Raw genomic sequence first — 16,985 nt, forward strand, 5'->3', positions numbered from 1 at the left:
CGGGGCCCTCCTACAGCTCGACCTGCGTGCCCATCTCCACCACGCGGTTGGGTGGGATGCGGAAGAAGGCGGTGGCCGAGCGGGCATTGTGGCTCATCCAGACGAAGATCGCCTCGCGCCACTGGGCCATGCCCGGCTTCTTGGTGACGATGAGCGTCTCGCGGCCCAGGAAGAAGCTGGTCCCCATGAGATTGAACTGCAGCCCAGCCTCCCGCATGCGCTTGAGGATGTCGGGGACGCTCGGGTCGTCCATGAAGCCGTAGCGCGCGTACACGCGCTTGAGGCCGAGCTCCAGCGACTCCACCTCCACGCGCTCGGAAGCCGGCACGTGGGGCACGTCCAGGGTCTGGATGGTGAGCAGCACCGTCTGCTCGTGCAGGACCTTGTTGTGCTTGAGGTTGTGCAGGAGCGCGGTGGGCGCGATCTCCGAGTTGCCCGTCATGAAGATGGCCGTGCCGGGCACTCGCGTGGGCGGATGCTCCCCGAAGCTCTCCAGCAGCGCCTCGATGGAGAGCGCCGCGGCGCGCATCCGCTGGGCCAGCAGCTCGCGGCCACGCTTCCACGTCGTCATCAGGGTGAAGATGATCAGCCCGAGCGTGAGCGGGAACCAGCCTCCATCGGGCACCTTCACCACGTTGGCGCCCAGGAACGACAGGTCGATGGCCAGGAACACCGCCGTCATGGGCAGCACCACCGCGCGGCTCATCTTCCAGCGCTCGCGGGCCACCACGTACGACAGCACCGTGGTGATGGACATGGCCGCCGTGGTCGCCATGCCGTAGGCCGCCGCCAGCGCGCTCGAGGAGCGGAAGGTGAGCACCAACACCACCACGCCCACCAGCATCGCGCGGTTGAGGCCGGGCAGGTAGATCTGCCCCTCCTCCGCCTCCGAGGTGTGCACCACCTCCATGCGCGGGCTGTAGCCCAGCTGGATGGCCTGGCGCGTGAGGCTGAACGCCCCCGAGATGAGCGCCTGGCTGGCGATGCTCGCCGCGAGCGTGGCGAGCGCCACCAGCGGGTAGAGCAGCGGCGGTGGGGCCAGCTGGTAGAACGGGTTCTCCGCCGTCGGGTCGCGCAGCAGGAGCGCGCCCTGCCCGAAATAGTTGAGCAGCAGCGCGGGCAGCGCCACCGCGAACCACGCCAGCCGGATGGGCTTGCGGCCGAAGTGACCCATGTCCGCGTAGAGCGCCTCGCCGCCGGTGATGACCAGGATGACCACCGCCAGCAGCAGGAAGCCGTGCACGCCGTTGTGGAGGAAGAACTCCACCGCGTAGCCGGGCCACACCGCCCGCAGCACGTCCGGGTAGGCCAGGATGGAGCGCATGCCCAGCGTGGCGATGGTGCCGAACCACAGGAGCATCACCGGCCCGAAGATCTTCCCGATGCCGGCCGTCCCCCGGCTCTGCACCAGGAACAGGCCGATCAGGATGACCAGCGTGAGGGGCACCACATAGGGCTCGAACACGTGCGTGGCCACGTTGAGGCCCTCGGTGGCCGACAGCACCGAGACGGCCGGGGTGATGACACCATCGCCGTAGATGAGGCCCGCGCCGAACAGCGCCATCCACACCAGCACCTGGCGGTTGCGGCCCGGGTTGCCCCCGGGCGTGCGGTGCATCACCAGCGCCATCAGCGCCAGCATTCCGCCCTCGCCCCGGTTGTCCGCGCGCATGACGAAGGCCAGGTACTTCATCGAGATGACGATGATGAGCGCCCAGAAGAACAGGCTCAGCACCCCCAGCACGTTGGCGGCCGAGGCGTCGATGGCATGCGGCCCGTGAAAACACTCACGCAGTGCGTAAAGGGGCGAGGTACCGATGTCCCCGTAGACCACGCCCAGCGCCCCCAGTGCCGTCAATGCGATGCGACGGGGGGAGTCGGGTTCGGAGCCGTTGGGGGAGGGGGAGGAGTGCATGGACGGATTCACCGTGGAAGATCGCCAGCCTTAGCGCACCCCTCGCTCCCGTGGCATCCAATTCGGCGGGTCGAGGCCAGAAGAGGAGGAAAAAAACACTGGGAGTGAACGAGGGACCCTCCAACCCGGGCCCTCGGGAGGGGCGGAGGGGCTCGCTGGTAGTGTCGCTCCCTCTTGACGGCTTCACGTCATGGAGAGGAGAGACGCATGGGCGCGCTGGATGGAAAGACCGCAATCATCACGGGAGGAGGCTCGGGAATCGGCTTCGCGATCGCCGAACGCTTCGTCAAGGAGGGCGCGAACGTCGTGCTCGCCGGACGCAGCCAGAAGCGGCTCGACGAGGCGGTGGAGAAGCTCGGACGGCGTGCCCGGGGCATGGTGACGGACGTCGCCGACGAGGCCCAGGTCCAGCGGCTCATCGACTCCGAGCCCCGTATCGATCTGTTGGTGACCTGTGCCGGAGGGGCGGTGTTCGGCCCGGTCGAGCAGGTTCCCACGAAGTCGTGGCGGGAGCTGTTCGACGGCCGCTTCTTCGGGCAGCTCTCCGCCTGTCACCACGCGGTTCCGAAGATGCCGCCGGGCAGCTCCATCGTGCTCTGCTCGGGCATCGCCGGCCATGCCGCCCTGGTGAACTACTCCGGGGGCGCGGGCTTGTGCGGCGCGGTCAACGCCATGGGACGCTCGCTCGCGGTGGAGCTGGCTCCGAAGGGCATCCGGGTGAACGTCCTGTCCCCCGGGCTGACCCATGGCACGGCGATCGACTGGAAGGTCCCTCCCGAGAAGCTGGACGAGTTCATGGCCGGGCTGATGAGCAACATCCCGATGAAGCGCTCGGCGTCCGCCCACGAGATGGCGGACGCGGCCTTCTTCCTGGCCACGTGCACGTATGCCACCGGCATGGTGCTCGACATCGACGGCGGCTGGACGGCCATCTGAGGAAAATTGCAGTAGAGGTTGCACGCGTTCGCACCCCGTCTGTCAGCTATTGACGGACGGTGGGTATTTGATTACAAATTATTTCTCGGATTCCGGATCTGTCCTGGCCTGCTCCGCGGCTGTTTCAGGCAGCCAAGGGGCGCGGTCGGATCCAATCACATACAGCCAAGGAGTTACCGAGATGCGAAGCGTGTTCTCACGATCCGCGGGCATGTGGCGTCCCCTTGCCCTGGCCCTGGGTTGCTCTCTCGTCGCGCCGTTGCCGGTCCTCGCGGCACCCGGACAGGGTAATGCCTCGCGGGAGGCCGCCCGTTCCCCCGCGCGGCTCGTGGACCTCGAAGGGGTCCGGACGGCCGGTGCCATCCAGACGCTGGAGGGCGCGTCCCTGGCGGCCGAGGGCCGCTACCTGCTGGTGACCGGGACCGGGCTCGCCTTCCACCGCACCTCCCAGCCCGTCCACGGGCTGCGGACCGTCCCCGTGTCTGGCTCGGCGTTCGAGCTCTACACGTGGGAGGAGGAGCTGCCCATCGGAGGCCGTCAGCCCTACTACGCCTACAGCCGGCAGGGAGTCGCCGCCATCGGGCGCGTGCGTCCCACCAGCTACGTGGTGCGCCTGCAGGACGCCTCGTTCGAGCCGCTCCAGGGGCTCGCGGCCGTGGCGAACCCCCAGCTCGCCGCCAGCGCGGACAACACGCTGCACCTGGTGCAGTTCCTGGCGACGCCGCTGCCCGAGTTCCGTCAGGCCATCGAGGCCCAGGGCGGCAAGGTGCTGCGCTTCCTCACCGACCACACCTTCGTCGTGGAGATGAACGCGGGGTCGCGGGCGCGCGTGGCGGAGCTGCCCTACGTGCGGTGGATCGGGCCCTACCACCCGGAGTACCGGCTGGAGCGTGAGCTGCGCGAGTCCCTGGTGGGCCTGAGGGCGTCCCAGCCGGAGCAGCGCTACTCCATCATGCTCGGCGAGGGCGGGGAGCGGCGGCAGGCGGAGGTGGTCCGGCTGGTGCGGCGCCTGGGCGGCAAGGTGGACCTGGTCGAGCCGGCGGGCCTGCGCGTCGAGGCGACGCTCACCCAGGCCCAGCTCCAGGAGGTGGCGCGCTCCAACGAGGTGCAGTTCATCGACCGGTGGGGTGGCCCCGGCGAGGTGGACATGGACATCGTCCGCGAGACGGGCGGCGCCAACTACGTCGAGACGCTCAAGGGCTGGACGGGGCAGGGCGTGCGCGGTGAGATCTTCGACACCGAGCTGCTCACCACGCACCAGGAGTGGCCCACCGCGCCCATCGTCCACAGCACGGGCACCACGAGCAGCAGCTACCACGGCACCAGCTGCTACAGCCACAACTTCGCCAAGGGGGTGAACGCGGGCGCGCGGGGCCTGCTGCCGAGCGGCCAGGGCATCTTCTTCCGCTACAACGAGTCCTCCCAGTTCGGTGGCACCAAGTCCCGCTACACCATCAACCAGGAGCTGACGGACCCGGCCGGGCCCTACCGCGCCGTCTTCCAGACGTCCAGCGTGGGCAGCACCCTGACGACCGCGTACACCACCATCTCCGCCGAGGTGGACGACTACCTCTTCAAGCACCCCATCCTCAGCACGCAGTCGCAGAGCAACTCCGGCTCCCGGAACTCGCGCCCGCAGGCGTGGGCGAAGAACATCGTCTCGGTGGGCGGCGTGCGCCACAGGAACACGCTGGCGCGCACGGATGACTACTGGGGCTCGGGCGGCAGCATCGGCCCGGCGGCGGACGGACGCATCAAGCCGGACCTGTCCTACTTCTACGACTCCGTGCGGGGTGCCGCGGGCACCGGCACCGCCAACTACACCGAGTTCAGCGGCACCAGCTCCGCCACGCCCCAGACGGCGGGCCACTTCGGTCTGCTCTTCCAGATGTGGCACCAGGGCGTCTGGGCCGGCCACGGCCTCAAGACCGACGTCTTCGCCAGCCGCCCGCAGATGGCCACGGCCAAGGCGCTGATGATCAACAACGCGTGGCGCTACAACTGGGTGGCGGGCGGAACCAACGGGGACCTCGACCGCTACAAGCAGGGCTGGGGCACGTCCGACCTCAAGCGCCTCTACGACCGCGCCGCGGCGACGAGCGTCATCGACGAGACCGACGTCATCGCTCCCCTGGGCGTCAAGAGCTACACCGTCGACGTCGCCGCCGGTCAGACCGAGCTGAACGTCACGCTCGTCTACACGGATCCCATGGGCACGGTGGGCGCGGCCCAGGCGCGCGTGAACGACCTGTCGCTGCGGGTCACCTCTCCCTCGGGAGTGGTGTACTGGGGCAACAACGGTCTCACCGCGGGCAACTTCTCCACGGCGGGGGGTAGCTCCAACACCGTCGACACGGTCGAGAACGTCTTCCTCCAGAACCCCGCGGCCGGCGCGTGGAAGGTCGAGGTGCTGGGTGACGAGATCGTCCAGGACGCGCGCGTCGAGACGACGGCCATCGACGCCGACTACGGCCTGGTGGTGAGCGGCGGGCTCATCCGGCCGTAACGGCACGTGTCCTTCCCCCGGGGCGGGCGCTCCTGCTACAGGGCCGCCCGTCCCGTTCAGAAGGACACACCATGACAAGCAAAGTGCTTCACCCCGTCGTCCTCGCCGCTCTGGTCTCGTTGAGCACGGCCCCGGTGTTCGCCAGTGCTCCACCCGAGAAGTTCGAGGATTGCGAGGCGCTGACGAAGTTCGCCGAATCCGTGAACGATGCCCCCAAGCTCACCAGGCCCAAGGGCTCGCCCGGCTTCGACATCAACATCTGCTACCATCCCAAGCGCACGAAGGGCTCGAGCGAATCCGCCGCCTGGTACGTGGTGCGCCGCCAGGTCGACGGCAAGACGGTCGAGGATGCCCAGCTCGTCCGGAAGGATGGCAACTTCGAGGACATCCTCCAGGTCCGCTATCAATACGCCGGTCCCCATGCATTCATGACGAACCTGGGGGCCGAGCGGGGCTCCACGACCCTCATCACCGTGTTCAACCCCAGCACGCAACAGTTGAAGTCCCAGGTCTACCTGGTGCCCTCGGGGGAGCAGGAGTTGGTCTTCAAGGCCGTGCCGGTGAAGGACAGCGGCGTCCGCCTGACCGTGATCGAGGCCACCCTGTCGGAGGATGGGCAGACGCCCCCCCGGTGCACGAAGAGCACCTATGTGCTCAACCCATTCGAGGATCAGAGCCTGGCCAATAGTGATTGGGAGAAGGCCTGGGAGCAGGGGCTGAGCAAGTTCCGTCAGGGCAAGACCGTGCCGGTCAAGTGCCCGAAGTCCGTGTAGTAGGGGGACGGCTTGTGTGGAGGTCGGGGCTTGTGGCACTCACCGGCGCGTGCTCCGTCCCGACACCGAGGAACCCGTGAACCCGATGACCCACCCTGGCGGGCGCCAGCCGCTCGCGGCGTGGGTCGTCGTTTCGATCGGGGTGTTCGCCCTGGCGATCCACGCGGTCGTGTTCCAGGTACAGGCGGACTGGGCCGTCTTCTACAAGGCGGGAGCGAACGCGCTCGCCGGGCAGCCCCTCTACCGCTACGAGGACCTCCCCTGGGTCTACAAGTACGCGCCCGTGACCGCGTACCTCTTCGCTCCCTTCGCGGCCCTGCCGGAGACGCTGGCCCGCTGGTCCTGGGTGCTCCTCAACGCGGCCGTGCTCGTGCGCGCCATCCACCTCTGGGCCTCGATGATGCCGCGCCCGCTTCCCCGGTGGGCACATGCGCTCGTCGTGGTGCTGGCGCTCCCGTTCGTCAAGCAGGTGTTCCTCTACGGCAATTGCGACACGCTGCTCCTGTGGCTCGCACTCGAGAGCGAGGCCCTGCGCGGGACGCGGCCAGTCGCCTCCGGTGCCTTCCTGGCGGTGGCATGTCTCTTCAAGCCGCCGCTCGCCCTGCTCGTGCTCGTGGCGCTCTTCTCGCGGGAGTGGCGGCGAGTGGTCGCGGTGGGCGTCTTCGGGCTCGCGCTGCTGTTGCTCCCCGTGCTCTTCAGCGGTCCTTCGTTCGCCTGGAGCGAGATCCTCGCCTGGCGGAAGATGCTCGAGGATTCGACCGGTCCGCTCATCTGCGCCAACCAGAACCAGGGCGTCTTCGGCTTCGCCTGCTGGTTCCTCTCTCCCGCGGATGGCGCTCGCTACACGCTGCTCGCGGCGGGACTCGGCCTCGCGCTCGCCTCCGTGCTGTCGGCGCTCCTCGTCTCGCTGGCCCGGGTCGACGCCGCGCGCGCCCGGCTCGCCGTGACCGCGGTCGCGGTGTACTGCACGGCCGTCCTGTCGCCGCTCGGCTGGCGTAACAATCTCGTGATGCTCGTGCCGTTGCTCTTCCTGTTGCTCGATGCGGCCCTGCTGCTGCGCTCCCGGGCCACCTTCGCCTGGGCCATGGTCGCTCCGGGGCTCGGGACGCTCATGGGATTGCTCGCCTATGAGATCCTCGGCCGCGCGCGCTTCCAGCAGTTCCTCGAGCTCCGCCTGTTCGGGCTCTGCGCCGCCGTGACGGCGGTCTCGGCCCTGGTGCTCCAGCTCCGGGTCGCGCGGAGGGGACTCCCGGAAGCTCCAGCCGACCAACACTGAGTTTGTACGGCGCGCGACAGTTCGCCGAGGCCCCGAGGCTCGAAGCCGGGGGCTCGTGGCTCTTGTCTTGTAGGGCAGGGCGCTCGTGGTATGGCGAGTCATCGTGGAGAGTCCATCCCCAGCGCCAGTGGCAGGTCCCGGACAGCGACAGGCGGATGGTTCCGAACCGCCCGGTGCCGTCTCCACCCCCATCGCCGCCTGCTCCTGCTCCGTCGAGGATGCCGAGAGGCTGGCGTCTCGGATGGCGGAAGCCCTCGAGTCCATGGGCGACGCCTTCATCGGTCTCGACAAGGACTGGCGCATCACGCTCGTGAACGCGAGCCTGGAGCGGCTCTCCCGCAAGGCCTCGAGCGAGCTCCTGGGCCGTGTGCTCTGGGATGTCTGGCCGCGGGCCAGGGAGCCGGGCACGAACTATTGGACGGAGTACCACCGGTGCATGGAGGAGCGCGTCCCGGTGCGGTTCGTCGAGCACGACGCGCTCCAGGACATATGGATGGAAGTCCGGGCCTACCCCACCCGAAGCGGGGGCCTCTCCCTCTTCTTCCGCGACGTGAGCGAGCAGAAGCGGGGCGTGGAGTTCGAACAGCAGCTCATCGGCATCGTCAGCCACGACCTGCGCAACCCCCTGCAGGCCATCCGTCTCTCGGCGACGCACGGCCTCAAGACGGGAGGGCTTGAGCCGCGGCAGCGCCGCTCGTTCGAGCGCATCCTCAACTCCTCGGACCGGGCGCTCCGGATGATCAACGACCTGCTCGACTTCACCCGCGTCCGCCTGGGCGGCGGCATCACGGTGGAGCGCGGCCAGGCCGTGGACCTCCATCCCCTCGTCGCCCAGGTGGTGGACGAGGTGCTCGTCGCGCGGCCCGGGCGTCACGTGACGATGGAGCGCTCCGGTGACGGGCGAGGCTCCTGGGATGCCGATCGTCTCTCCCAGGTGGTGCAGAACCTCGTCCTCAACGCGCTTCAACACACCACCGAGGACGTTCCCGTGCGGGTGCGAACGTGGGGAGAAGGGGAGGAGGTCGTGCTCGAGGTGCACAACGGGGGTTCTCCCATTCCCGCGGAGGACCTTCCCCGGCTGTTCCAGCCCTTCCAGCGAGGCCGCAATGCGCGGCCCGACGGAGGCCGCAGCATGGGTCTGGGCCTGCACATCACCTACCACCTCGTGCAGGCGCACGGCGGAGGGATCCGCGTGCGTTCGAGCGCCGACGAGGGGACGACCTTCACGGTGAGACTTCCGCGTGATGGATAGAAAGGGCGGGAAGGGCGCGTTGAGGTAGAGAGCAGCCTTCTCGTGGCACGGAAGAGGATGAGGGCGTGATGAGCGAGCCGATGACGGAGCGGCCCCAAGACAGGGTTCCCTCGGGGGTACGGGGTCTGGACCTCGTACTGCACGGTGGCTTCCTGCGCCGGGGCGTGTACATGCTTCAGGGCCGCCCGGGGGCGGGGAAGACCATCCTCGCCAACCAGGTGTGCTTCCATCATGCCGCGCAAGGGGGCCGCGTCCTCTACGCCACGCTGCTGGCGGAGACGCACGAGCGCCTGATCTTCAACCTCCAGCCGCTCTCCTTCTTCGACACGTCACGCATTCCCGAGCAGATCTCCTACCTGAGCGCCTTCTCGATCCTGGAAGAGGGTGGCTTGAAGGGGCTCGTGGAGGTGCTCCGGCGCGAGGTGCGTGCGCGCAAGGCCACCCTGCTCGTGGTGGACGGCCTGGTGACGGTGCAGGAGAGCGCCGAGACGAAGAAGGACTTCAAGAAGTTCATCCACGAGCTGCAGATCCACGCCAACTTCGCCGGCTGCACCATCCTGCTGCTCACCAGCGCGAGCGCGGAGCCGGTGGGGCCGGAGCACACCATGGTGGACGGCGTGCTGGAGCTCACCGACAACCGGCTGGGCCGGCGCGCGGAGCGTGAGCTGGAGGTGAAGAAGTTCCGGGGCAGCAGCTACCTGCGCGGCGGCCACGCCTTTCAAATCACCGGCGATGGCATCGTGGTGCTCCCGCGCATCGAGGCGCTCCTGCAGGAGCCGTCACGCGAGGATCCCTGCAAGTCGGAACGGGTCTCGACGGGAATCGCCCAGCTGGACCGGATGATGAGCGGAGGCCTTCCGTGCGCCTCCTCCTCCGTCCTCTTTGGTCCCACGGGGGCGGGCAAGACGACCTTCGGGCTGCAGTTCCTCGACAAATCGAGCAAGTCGGAGCCGGGCCTCCTCTTCGGATTCTACGAGACGCCGTCGCGCATCTTCCTCAAGGCCCGAGCACTGGGACTCGACCTGGAGAAGAAGCACGCGCAGGGCTTCTTCGACATCCAGTGGCATCCGCCCACCGAGCGCATCCTCGATGGGCTCGGCAACAAGCTGCTCGAGGCGGTGCGCGTGCGGGGCGTGAAGCGGCTCTTCATCGACGGGGTGGACGGCTTCATGCAGTCGGCGGCCCATCCCGAGCGCATCAGCCACTTCCTGGCCGCGCTCACCAACGAGCTGCGGGTGTTGGGCGTCACCACGGTGTACACCAGCGAGTTGCAAGACATGTTCTCCTCCGAGGTGAGGCTGCCGATCAGCGGTGTCTCGAGCCTCGTCGAGAACATCTTCTTCCTGCGCTTCGTGGAGCTGCGCTCGCAGCTCTACCGGATGCTGTCCGTCGTCAAGGTGCGTGACAGCGACTACGACTCCTCCCTCCGGGAGTTCCGCATCACGTCCCGGGGCATCGAGCTCGCCGACACCTTCCAGAGTGCCGAGTCCATCCTGACGGGCGATGCGAAGGTGGCGGGTTCGTCCCGGCCCAAGCGCAAGGGCCTGCTCAAGAAGCGGAGCCGTTAGCCGTGAGGACCCTCCTGGTGGTGGACGACGAGGTCGGCATCACCGATGCGCTCACGGATCTGTTGGGCGATGAAGGCTATCTCGTCCTGGTGGCACACAACGGGAAGGATGGCCTCAAGCGCATCGCCGAGAAACGGCCCGATCTCCTCCTGCTCGACTACATGATGCCGGTGATGGATGGGCGCGAGCTGTTGCTGGCCCTCCAGGCGGACCCGGCGTACCAGGGCCTTCCGGTGATCCTGATGAGTGCCATGCCCCGCTCCAGCATCCCCCCGGACTGCAAGCCCGCCGCCTTCCTGCGCAAGCCCTTCGAGCTCGACCAACTGCTCGCGGAAGTCGGCCGATTGCTCGCCCGGTAGCGCGCTGGTCTTCTTCTGGGAGGCTTCGGATTTTCTAACGGCTGGCGGAAAGCGGACTGGTTAATCAGCCGCTTCCGAAAGCGTTGACTCCGGAGTGCCCCCCCATGTCCGTAGATGCTCTGTTCCGCCCCTTCTCCCACAAGTCGCTGAAGCTGAAGAACCGCATCGTCATGGCCCCCATGACGCGCTCCTTCTCTCCCGGCGGTGTGCCCACCCCCGACGTCGCCGCGTACTACCGCCGCCGGGCCGAGGCCGAGGTGGGCCTCATCCTCTCCGAGGGCACGGTGGTGAACCGGCCCTCCGCCAAGAACGATCCCAACGTGCCCGACTTCCACGGCGAGCAGGCGCTGGCGGGGTGGAAGCGCGTCATCGACGAGGTGCACGCCGCGGGCGGGTTGATGGCTCCCCAGCTCTGGCACGTGGGCTCCGCGCGCAATCCCATGACCACCTGGGTCGCGCCGCCTCCGGTGGACAGCCCCTCCGGCCTGTCCTCGCCGGGCAAGCGTTTCACCGAGCCCATGACCGACGAGGCCATCGCCGACACCATCGCCGCTTTCGGCAAGGCGGCGGCGGACGCGCAGCGGCTGGGCTTCGACGCGGTGGAGATCCACGGCGCGCACGGCTACCTGATCGACCAGTTCTTCTGGTCCGGCACGAACACGCGGACGGACACCTTCGGTGGTGCAACCATCGCCGAGCGCGCCCGCTTCGCCGCCGAGGTGGTGAAGTCGATCCGCGCCTCCGTTCGCAAGGACTTCGTCATCATCCTGCGCCTGTCCCAGTGGAAGCAGCAGGACTTCACCGTCCGGCTCGCCCAGACCCCCCAGGAGATGGAGGCCTGGCTCACGCCGCTCGTGGAGGCCGGGACGGACATCCTGCACTGCTCGCAGCGCCGCTTCTGGGAGCCGGAGTTCGAGGGCTCGGAGCTCAACTTCGCCGGCTGGGCCAAGAAGCTCACCGGCAAGCCCACCATCACCGTCGGCTCGGTCGGGCTGAGCGGCGAGTTCACGGCCGCCTTCCGTGGCGAGACCTCCAAGCCCGCGTCCCTGGAGAACCTGCTGGTCCGTCTGGAGCGGGAGGAGTTCGACCTGGTGGCCGTCGGCCGCGCGCTGCTCTCCGATGCCCAGTGGGCCCGGAAGGTGCGCGAGGGCCGCCATGGCGAGCTGCAGGACTTCACCAAGGAGGCCCTCGCCAAACTGGCGTGAGCCTCCTGGGCGCGACGAACGCCCGCGGGGAGGAGTGCCCCGCGGGCGCCGTGCTCACTTCGTGAGGATGCCCTGCCAGAGCTGGCGCTCCTCGCTCCGCGGATCGTTCTCGACGCTGACGGGGAGATTGAAGATCAGCGTGGCGCGCTGGTCGGGGGTGTAGGCCGACCACTCGGGCAGACCCGGGTGATTCGGGTTCCCGGTGCGCGCGAAGGTCGCCCACGTCGTGCTCATCTGCTCGGCCAGCTTGAAGCGCTCGGGATCCTTTCCGGTGAGGCCGGGGACCAGGTCGGTGTTGTCGAACACGAAGGGGATCTCCACCGCGTGGGCGGACTTGAGCTTGCCCTCGAGGACCGGCGTCTCCCAGGTGAACAGGTACACGTAGACGGGGGCCTTGCCCTGGGCCACCTTGCGATCGGCGACCAGCAGCGACGGCGCCCGGAACATGTCACTGCCCGCGGAGATGATCAGCTCCGCGCCCGAGGCGTCGGGCATGCGCTTGCGGTAGTGGTCGAAGACCGGATCCTTCGCGTCGCCAGCGAGCCGCCCCAGGCCCATGCGCGCCATTCCATCGGTCATGGGCCCCAGCTTCCCGTAGAGGAACAGCGTCATCTCGTCCCTGTTGGAGCCGATCAACAGCGGCACGTCCGCCGAGACGGCGGGGGCCTCCGGGTCGAACGGATCCCGGGGCAGGACGGTCCCATCCGCCACGGGGGTGAACGGCGAGTTGAAGGTGAACCCTCCCGAGCGCTCCTTCTTCAGCACCACGCCCTGGGCATCCAGCAACTTCTCCAGGGGCACGTTCTGGAGTGCCTCGAGGTCTCCAGGCTTCACCCCGAGCTCGGTCACCAGCTCGCCGGTGATCGCGGCCGACTGCTCCGGCTTCAACGCGCGCACCAGGGCGCCGCTCTGGCTGATGGCCTTGTGGAACAGCCCCTGGGCCGCGGGCAGCGCGAGCATCAGGGTCACCTTCATGCCTCCGCCTGACTCGCCGAAAATGGTGACGTTGCCGGGGTCCCCTCCGAAGGCGGCGATGTTGTCACGCACCCACTGGAGCGCCGCGACGATGTCGAGCATGCCGGCATTGCCCGAGGACTCGTTGGCGCCGCTGCCCGTGTACAGGTAGCCGAGCGCCCCGAGCCGGTGATTGAGCGTGATGACCACGACGTCGCCGCGCCGGGCGAGCGCGGTCCCGTCATAGAGGGCGGAGGAGCCGGAGCCCTCCACGAAGCCACCCCCGTGCAGCCAGACCATGACCGGCCGCTTCCGGCCGTCTCCCGCGCCCGGGGACCAGACGTTGAGGAACAGGCAGTCCTCGCTCATGGCCTGGGTGTCGGGAGCGATGATCGCCGCCACGACCTTTCGATCCACCGCCGAACCGATGGCACTGCGCTGGGCGCAGCGAGGGCCGTACTCGAGCGCATCGCGAACGCCGCTCCACGACTCGGGCTTCGTCGGCGGCATGAAGCGGTTCTTTCCCGAGGTGGGTCCGCCGTACGGAATCCCCTTGAAGGTGTGGATGCCGTCGCGGTTGGAGCCGCGAACCTGACCCTGGGCGGTGTCCGCGATCACCGGACCCTGGTCCGGCAACTCGCGGCCCTTGTTCTCGCTCACCAGCGGTTTGTGGGCACAGCCGCTCGCCAGGATCAGCGCGAGAAGGCCAACGAGCATGGACGGGGGACGTACAACGAACGGGCGAACAGGACTCATCTTTCGTTCCTCCTGGCGGCGAGCCATATCAAGAGGGCAGGCCGCGATCCGCCAGGAAGTGGAAGAGGGGTCCCGTCAGTCGACCAGCGCCTGATAGACGAGCTGGCGCAGCTGCGAGCGGAGCGGGTAGGCGCTCGAGGGGAGCAGTTGTGTCATGAACACGACGCTCAGCTGCTCGGCCGGGTCGACCCAGAAGGCGGTGCTCGCCATGCCGCCCCAGTGGTACTCACCCACGCTCGTCGGCGAGCGGTAGGCCACCGGGTCGATGACCACGCCGAAGCCGAGCCCGAACCCGACTCCGTCGAACCGCGTCTCGGCGAACAGCGGCCGGCCGAAGGTCGCGAGATCCTCACCCCGGGGCAGGTGGTTCCGGGTCATGTAGCGGACCGTGCGCGGGGAGAGCAGCCGCGCGCCGTCGAGCTCGCCGCCGTTCTGGAGCATCCAGGTGAAGCGCGTGTAGTCGCGCGTCGTCGACACCAGCCCGCCGCCGCCCGACAGCCAGGACGGAGGCTTCGTCACGCGCTTGCCGGTCGCCTCGGCTCGCACCGGCAGGGGCTGCCCGGGAGCCATCGCGTACAGCGCGGCCAGGCGGCCCTGCTGATCCTCGGGGCACCAGAACCCGGTGTCCCTCATCCCCAGCGGGCCGAAGATGCGCTCGGCGAAGAACGCATCGAGTGACTGTCCGGACACGACCTCGACGAGCCGGCCAAGCACGTCCGTCGCCACCGAATAGTTCCACTCCGCGCCGGGTTGGAACGTGAGCGGAAGCTCCGCCCAGGCGCGGACGGCCGCGGCCAGGTCGAAGCCCTCCGGCGCGTCGAACTCGAAGCCGCGGAGCCGGTAGAGCTCGTCGGTGACGTGCACCCGGTGGAAGCCGTACGTCAGCCCCGCGGTGTGCGTCAGCAGGTGCCACACGCGGACGGGCTCCGTCGCGGGCACGGTGACCGGCTTGCTCGCCGGCCCTCCCACGTAGACGCGCGGCGCGGCGAACTCGGGCAGCCACCGGCTGACGGGATCCGACAGCTCGAACGCGCCTTCCTCCCACAGCATCATCGCCGCGACCGAAGTGATGGGCTTCGTCATGGAGTAGATGCGCCAGACGGTGTCCGTCCCGACCGCGCGGCCCGCCTCCCGATCGGCGAGCCCGTACGACGTCAGGTGCGCCACCTTGCCGCGGCGCGACACCATCACCTGCCAGCCCGCGAGCCGCCCGTCATCGACGTACCGCCGGAAATGCGTGTCGATGCGCCGCAGCCGCTGTGTATCCAGTCCGACCTCACCCGGGTCGACGTCGATGCCGAAGTCCGCCATGCATCGACTGTCCTACCGGGACGCTGATCCGACGGCAAGACAAGAGGAGGCCCTCTCGTTGCCGCGCGAGCCACGTACGCGCGCTCGCATTGTGGTCCCGCTGGCGACAGGTTCGTTGGGGGCGATGTGCTCCGCTACTCCGAGGAGAGGGCAGGGGGCGATCGCGTCCGTGCTGGTACGCGCCGTGCAGCCCTGTCCGTCTCCCTCTACCCCGGAGAACGACGATGATGAAGATGATGAGGCGCTCCGCACTTCTACTCCTTCCGGCGCTGCTCGGCCTCGGCTGTGGCGAGAGTGGCCGTGTGCCCGACGCCCCCGAGGAGCTCCAGGTCGAATCCTCCGCGCTGTCGGCGGTCTTCTCGGGCACGGTCCTGGACTCCAACCGCAGGCCGGTCCCGAACGCGCGCGTGACGGTGAATGGCATCGTCCTCTTCACCAACAGCGCTGGCGCGTATTCCGTCTCGGTGGAGGGCGCGACGGCGGGCTACCGGATCGACATCCGCAAGGACGGCTACGGGCCGGTCAATCAGTTCAAGATCTCCGGTGAGCTCAATCAAGTGCATGTGCTCGGGAGGGCCTACATCCGCCAGATCAACCCCGCGGTCAGCAACCAGATCGTGGACACGGTCTCCGGCATCCGCGTGGAGGTGCTCCCGAACAGCCTCGGCACCGCCACGGGTACACCCGCGAAGGGCACGGTGGTGTTCTCCATCGCGCCGCACGACCCGGCCACGATGCCCGGTGACTTCACCGCCCGCAACTCGCTGGGACAGACGGTGGCGCTCGAATCGGTGGGAGCGGTGACGCTGTCGGCCGTGGACAGCCTGGGCAACACGCTCACGCTGCTCCCCGGAGCGACCATGAACGTGAGCCTGCCCGTACCCGCCTCCGTCGGTGGCACCATGCCCGCCTGCGTGCTCAACGCGACCTGCCGGACCGCGATGTGGCGGTTCACCCCGTCGACGGGCCTGTGGAACGAGCAGAGCGCGAACGCCCAGTTCAACACCCAGGGCACGTCGTTCCGGATCACCGGCATCCGCAACAGCACCATCGATCCCGCCGATGGTCTGGGGACCTGGAACGCCGACATCGAGCACACCAGCCCGTCCTGCTCGATCATCGAGTTCGTCAACATCCCGCTCGATTGCTACAACCCGCCGCCCGGCACGACGCCCGAGCCGGGAATCGAGCTGGCCTTCCAGCAGCAGCTCACGAGCGGGGCGCCCTGGTCGAAGAGCGCGGGGGTGCGCTCCAGCGCCTCGTTCATCGTGCTCTACAACCTCCGGGGCAACACCCCGCTGGATCTGTCCGCGGAGTTCCCGGCGGGCGCGCCCGCCTACTGCGCGGGCAACCTGTCCATCACCTCGACCCCGGCTCCCAGCGCGGGCTTCCCGGTGTACTGGGCCACGGGCGGGGCCACGCGCTACAACACGGGCGCGCCGGCCCCCACGGCGGGCTACCCGAAGGACTCGAGCGGCAACCCGATCGACTTCGCCGACGTGGCGACCGGGAACCACCCGTGCAGCTCACACATCTATCTCCAGACGCACCCGTGAGCTGAGCTCACCGGCCCGCGGTGATGGGCGGCTCGGGGGACTGGGTCCGCGCCCAGTCCTCCGCCGTGCGCCCGCTGGCGTCCCGCTTCTGGGCCGAGGCGCCATGCTGGCGCAGCCGCTCCGCCACGTCCGTACGGCCGAAGAGGCTGGCGAACATCAGCGCCGTCTGGCCCACGCCGTTGGACTGGTCCACGGCGCAGGGTTGCTGGAGGAGCAACTCGACGATGTCCGTGTGACCCTTGAAGGCCGCGCCCATCAGCGCGGTGTTCCCGCGTGAGTCACCGGAGCAGGCGTCCGCCCCCGCCGCGAGCAGCACCCGGGCCACCTCCGTGTGCCCGTGATACGCCGCGAGGATGAGCGGGGAGAAGCCCCGCTCATTCTGGACGTTCACGGGCGTTCCGGCCTTCACCAGGCCCGCGACCACCTCCACATCCCCCTCACGCGCGGCGGCGAGCAGGTAGCGCTCCGCGTCGCTCACCGCGAGCACGCGCCCCTCGGACGGGCGATCCCAGACGAACAGATAGCCAACCATCAGCGCCGAGCCCACCAGCACCACCAGCGCCACCGAACCCAGGAGCACCATCACCTTGCGCAGCATCGATTCACTCCATGCGAGGA

The 16,985-nt window shown here is 68.6% G+C and carries 13 protein-coding genes; 9 read left to right on the plus strand and 4 right to left on the minus strand.

Going from position 1 to position 16,985, the window contains the following annotated elements:
- Positions 1-10: 10 nt before the first annotated feature.
- A complete protein-coding gene (locus JRI60_RS25665; protein WP_204228512.1) occupies positions 11-1,915 on the minus strand; it encodes a potassium transporter Kup in 1,905 nt (634 codons plus the stop codon).
- 207 nt (positions 1,916-2,122) lie between these two features.
- Between JRI60_RS25665 and JRI60_RS25670 the strand changes: the two genes are divergently transcribed.
- The 8 genes from JRI60_RS25670 (at position 2,123) to JRI60_RS25705 (ending at position 11,790) form a co-directional block, all read left to right on the plus strand.
- Complete coding sequence (locus tag JRI60_RS25670; protein WP_204228513.1) at positions 2,123-2,851, plus strand: SDR family NAD(P)-dependent oxidoreductase; 729 nt, start codon at positions 2,123-2,125, stop codon at positions 2,849-2,851.
- Positions 2,852-3,062: 211 nt separating this feature from the next.
- The gene (locus tag JRI60_RS25675) at positions 3,063-5,357 is read left to right on the plus strand and encodes a S8 family serine peptidase (protein ID WP_239470724.1); all 2,295 of its coding nucleotides are present in this window, start codon (positions 3,063-3,065) and stop codon (positions 5,355-5,357) included.
- A gap of 71 nt (positions 5,358-5,428) precedes the next feature.
- Positions 5,429-6,130 carry a hypothetical protein gene (locus tag JRI60_RS25680; protein WP_204228515.1) on the plus strand — a complete coding sequence of 234 codons (702 nt, stop codon included), beginning with the start codon at positions 5,429-5,431 and terminating at the stop codon, positions 6,128-6,130.
- An 85-nt stretch (positions 6,131-6,215) separates the two neighbouring features.
- Positions 6,216-7,406 carry a glycosyltransferase family 87 protein gene (locus JRI60_RS25685; protein ID WP_239470844.1) on the plus strand — a complete coding sequence of 397 codons (1,191 nt, stop codon included), beginning with the start codon at positions 6,216-6,218 and terminating at the stop codon, positions 7,404-7,406.
- A 241-nt stretch (positions 7,407-7,647) separates the two neighbouring features.
- Positions 7,648-8,658, plus strand: coding sequence for a sensor histidine kinase (locus JRI60_RS25690; protein ID WP_204228517.1), 1,011 nt, complete (start codon positions 7,648-7,650; stop codon positions 8,656-8,658).
- A 68-nt stretch (positions 8,659-8,726) separates the two neighbouring features.
- The gene (locus JRI60_RS25695; protein WP_204228518.1) at positions 8,727-10,226 is read left to right on the plus strand and encodes an ATPase domain-containing protein; all 1,500 of its coding nucleotides are present in this window, start codon (positions 8,727-8,729) and stop codon (positions 10,224-10,226) included.
- Positions 10,227-10,228: 2 nt separating this feature from the next.
- The gene (locus JRI60_RS25700) at positions 10,229-10,585 is read left to right on the plus strand and encodes a response regulator (protein WP_204228519.1); all 357 of its coding nucleotides are present in this window, start codon (positions 10,229-10,231) and stop codon (positions 10,583-10,585) included.
- 104 nt (positions 10,586-10,689) lie between these two features.
- A complete protein-coding gene (locus JRI60_RS25705) occupies positions 10,690-11,790 on the plus strand; it encodes an NADH:flavin oxidoreductase (protein ID WP_204228520.1) in 1,101 nt (366 codons plus the stop codon).
- 54 nt (positions 11,791-11,844) lie between these two features.
- Here JRI60_RS25705 and JRI60_RS25710 read toward each other — a convergent pair whose 3' ends face one another.
- Positions 11,845-13,461, minus strand: a complete 1,617-nt coding sequence (locus JRI60_RS25710) for a carboxylesterase/lipase family protein (RefSeq protein ID WP_239470725.1) — start codon at positions 13,459-13,461, stop codon at positions 11,845-11,847.
- Between the two features lie 114 nt (positions 13,462-13,575).
- On the minus strand, positions 13,576-14,811 hold the full coding sequence (locus JRI60_RS25715; RefSeq protein ID WP_204228522.1) for a serine hydrolase domain-containing protein: 1,236 nt from the start codon (positions 14,809-14,811) through the stop codon (positions 13,576-13,578).
- 224 nt (positions 14,812-15,035) lie between these two features.
- Between JRI60_RS25715 and JRI60_RS25720 the strand changes: the two genes are divergently transcribed.
- Entirely contained in the window at positions 15,036-16,367 is a 1,332-nt protein-coding gene (locus JRI60_RS25720) for a carboxypeptidase-like regulatory domain-containing protein (protein WP_239470726.1), read from the plus strand.
- A 7-nt stretch (positions 16,368-16,374) separates the two neighbouring features.
- Here the strand turns inward: JRI60_RS25720 and JRI60_RS25725 are convergent, their stop codons facing one another.
- Entirely contained in the window at positions 16,375-16,965 is a 591-nt protein-coding gene (locus tag JRI60_RS25725; RefSeq protein WP_204228523.1) for an ankyrin repeat domain-containing protein, read from the minus strand.
- Between the last annotated feature and the right edge of the window lie 20 nt (positions 16,966-16,985).

It is taken from the genome of Archangium violaceum, assembly GCF_016887565.1.
Taxonomy (GTDB): Bacteria; Myxococcota; Myxococcia; order Myxococcales; family Myxococcaceae; genus Archangium; species Archangium violaceum_B.

Bases quoted from the DNA above. Each gene is read 5' to 3' on its own strand.
- JRI60_RS25675 (WP_239470724.1), top strand. From the start codon at position 3,063: ATGTGGCGTCCCCTTGCCCTGGCCCTGGGTTGCTCTCTCGTCGCGCCG.
- JRI60_RS25725 (WP_204228523.1), bottom strand. From the start codon at position 16,965: ATGCTGCGCAAGGTGATGGTGCTCCTGGGTTCGGTGGCGCTGGTGGTG.
- JRI60_RS25670 (WP_204228513.1), top strand. From the start codon at position 2,123: ATGGGCGCGCTGGATGGAAAGACCGCAATCATCACGGGAGGAGGCTCG.
- JRI60_RS25705 (WP_204228520.1), top strand. From the start codon at position 10,690: ATGTCCGTAGATGCTCTGTTCCGCCCCTTCTCCCACAAGTCGCTGAAG.
- JRI60_RS25680 (WP_204228515.1), top strand. From the start codon at position 5,429: ATGACAAGCAAAGTGCTTCACCCCGTCGTCCTCGCCGCTCTGGTCTCG.
- JRI60_RS25690 (WP_204228517.1), top strand. From the start codon at position 7,648: ATGGCGGAAGCCCTCGAGTCCATGGGCGACGCCTTCATCGGTCTCGAC.
- JRI60_RS25695 (WP_204228518.1), top strand. From the start codon at position 8,727: ATGAGCGAGCCGATGACGGAGCGGCCCCAAGACAGGGTTCCCTCGGGG.
- JRI60_RS25720 (WP_239470726.1), top strand. From the start codon at position 15,036: ATGATGAAGATGATGAGGCGCTCCGCACTTCTACTCCTTCCGGCGCTG.
- JRI60_RS25715 (WP_204228522.1), bottom strand. From the start codon at position 14,811: ATGGCGGACTTCGGCATCGACGTCGACCCGGGTGAGGTCGGACTGGAT.
- JRI60_RS25685 (WP_239470844.1), top strand. From the start codon at position 6,216: ATGACCCACCCTGGCGGGCGCCAGCCGCTCGCGGCGTGGGTCGTCGTT.
- JRI60_RS25665 (WP_204228512.1), bottom strand. From the start codon at position 1,915: ATGCACTCCTCCCCCTCCCCCAACGGCTCCGAACCCGACTCCCCCCGT.
- JRI60_RS25710 (WP_239470725.1), bottom strand. From the start codon at position 13,461: ATGCTCGTTGGCCTTCTCGCGCTGATCCTGGCGAGCGGCTGTGCCCAC.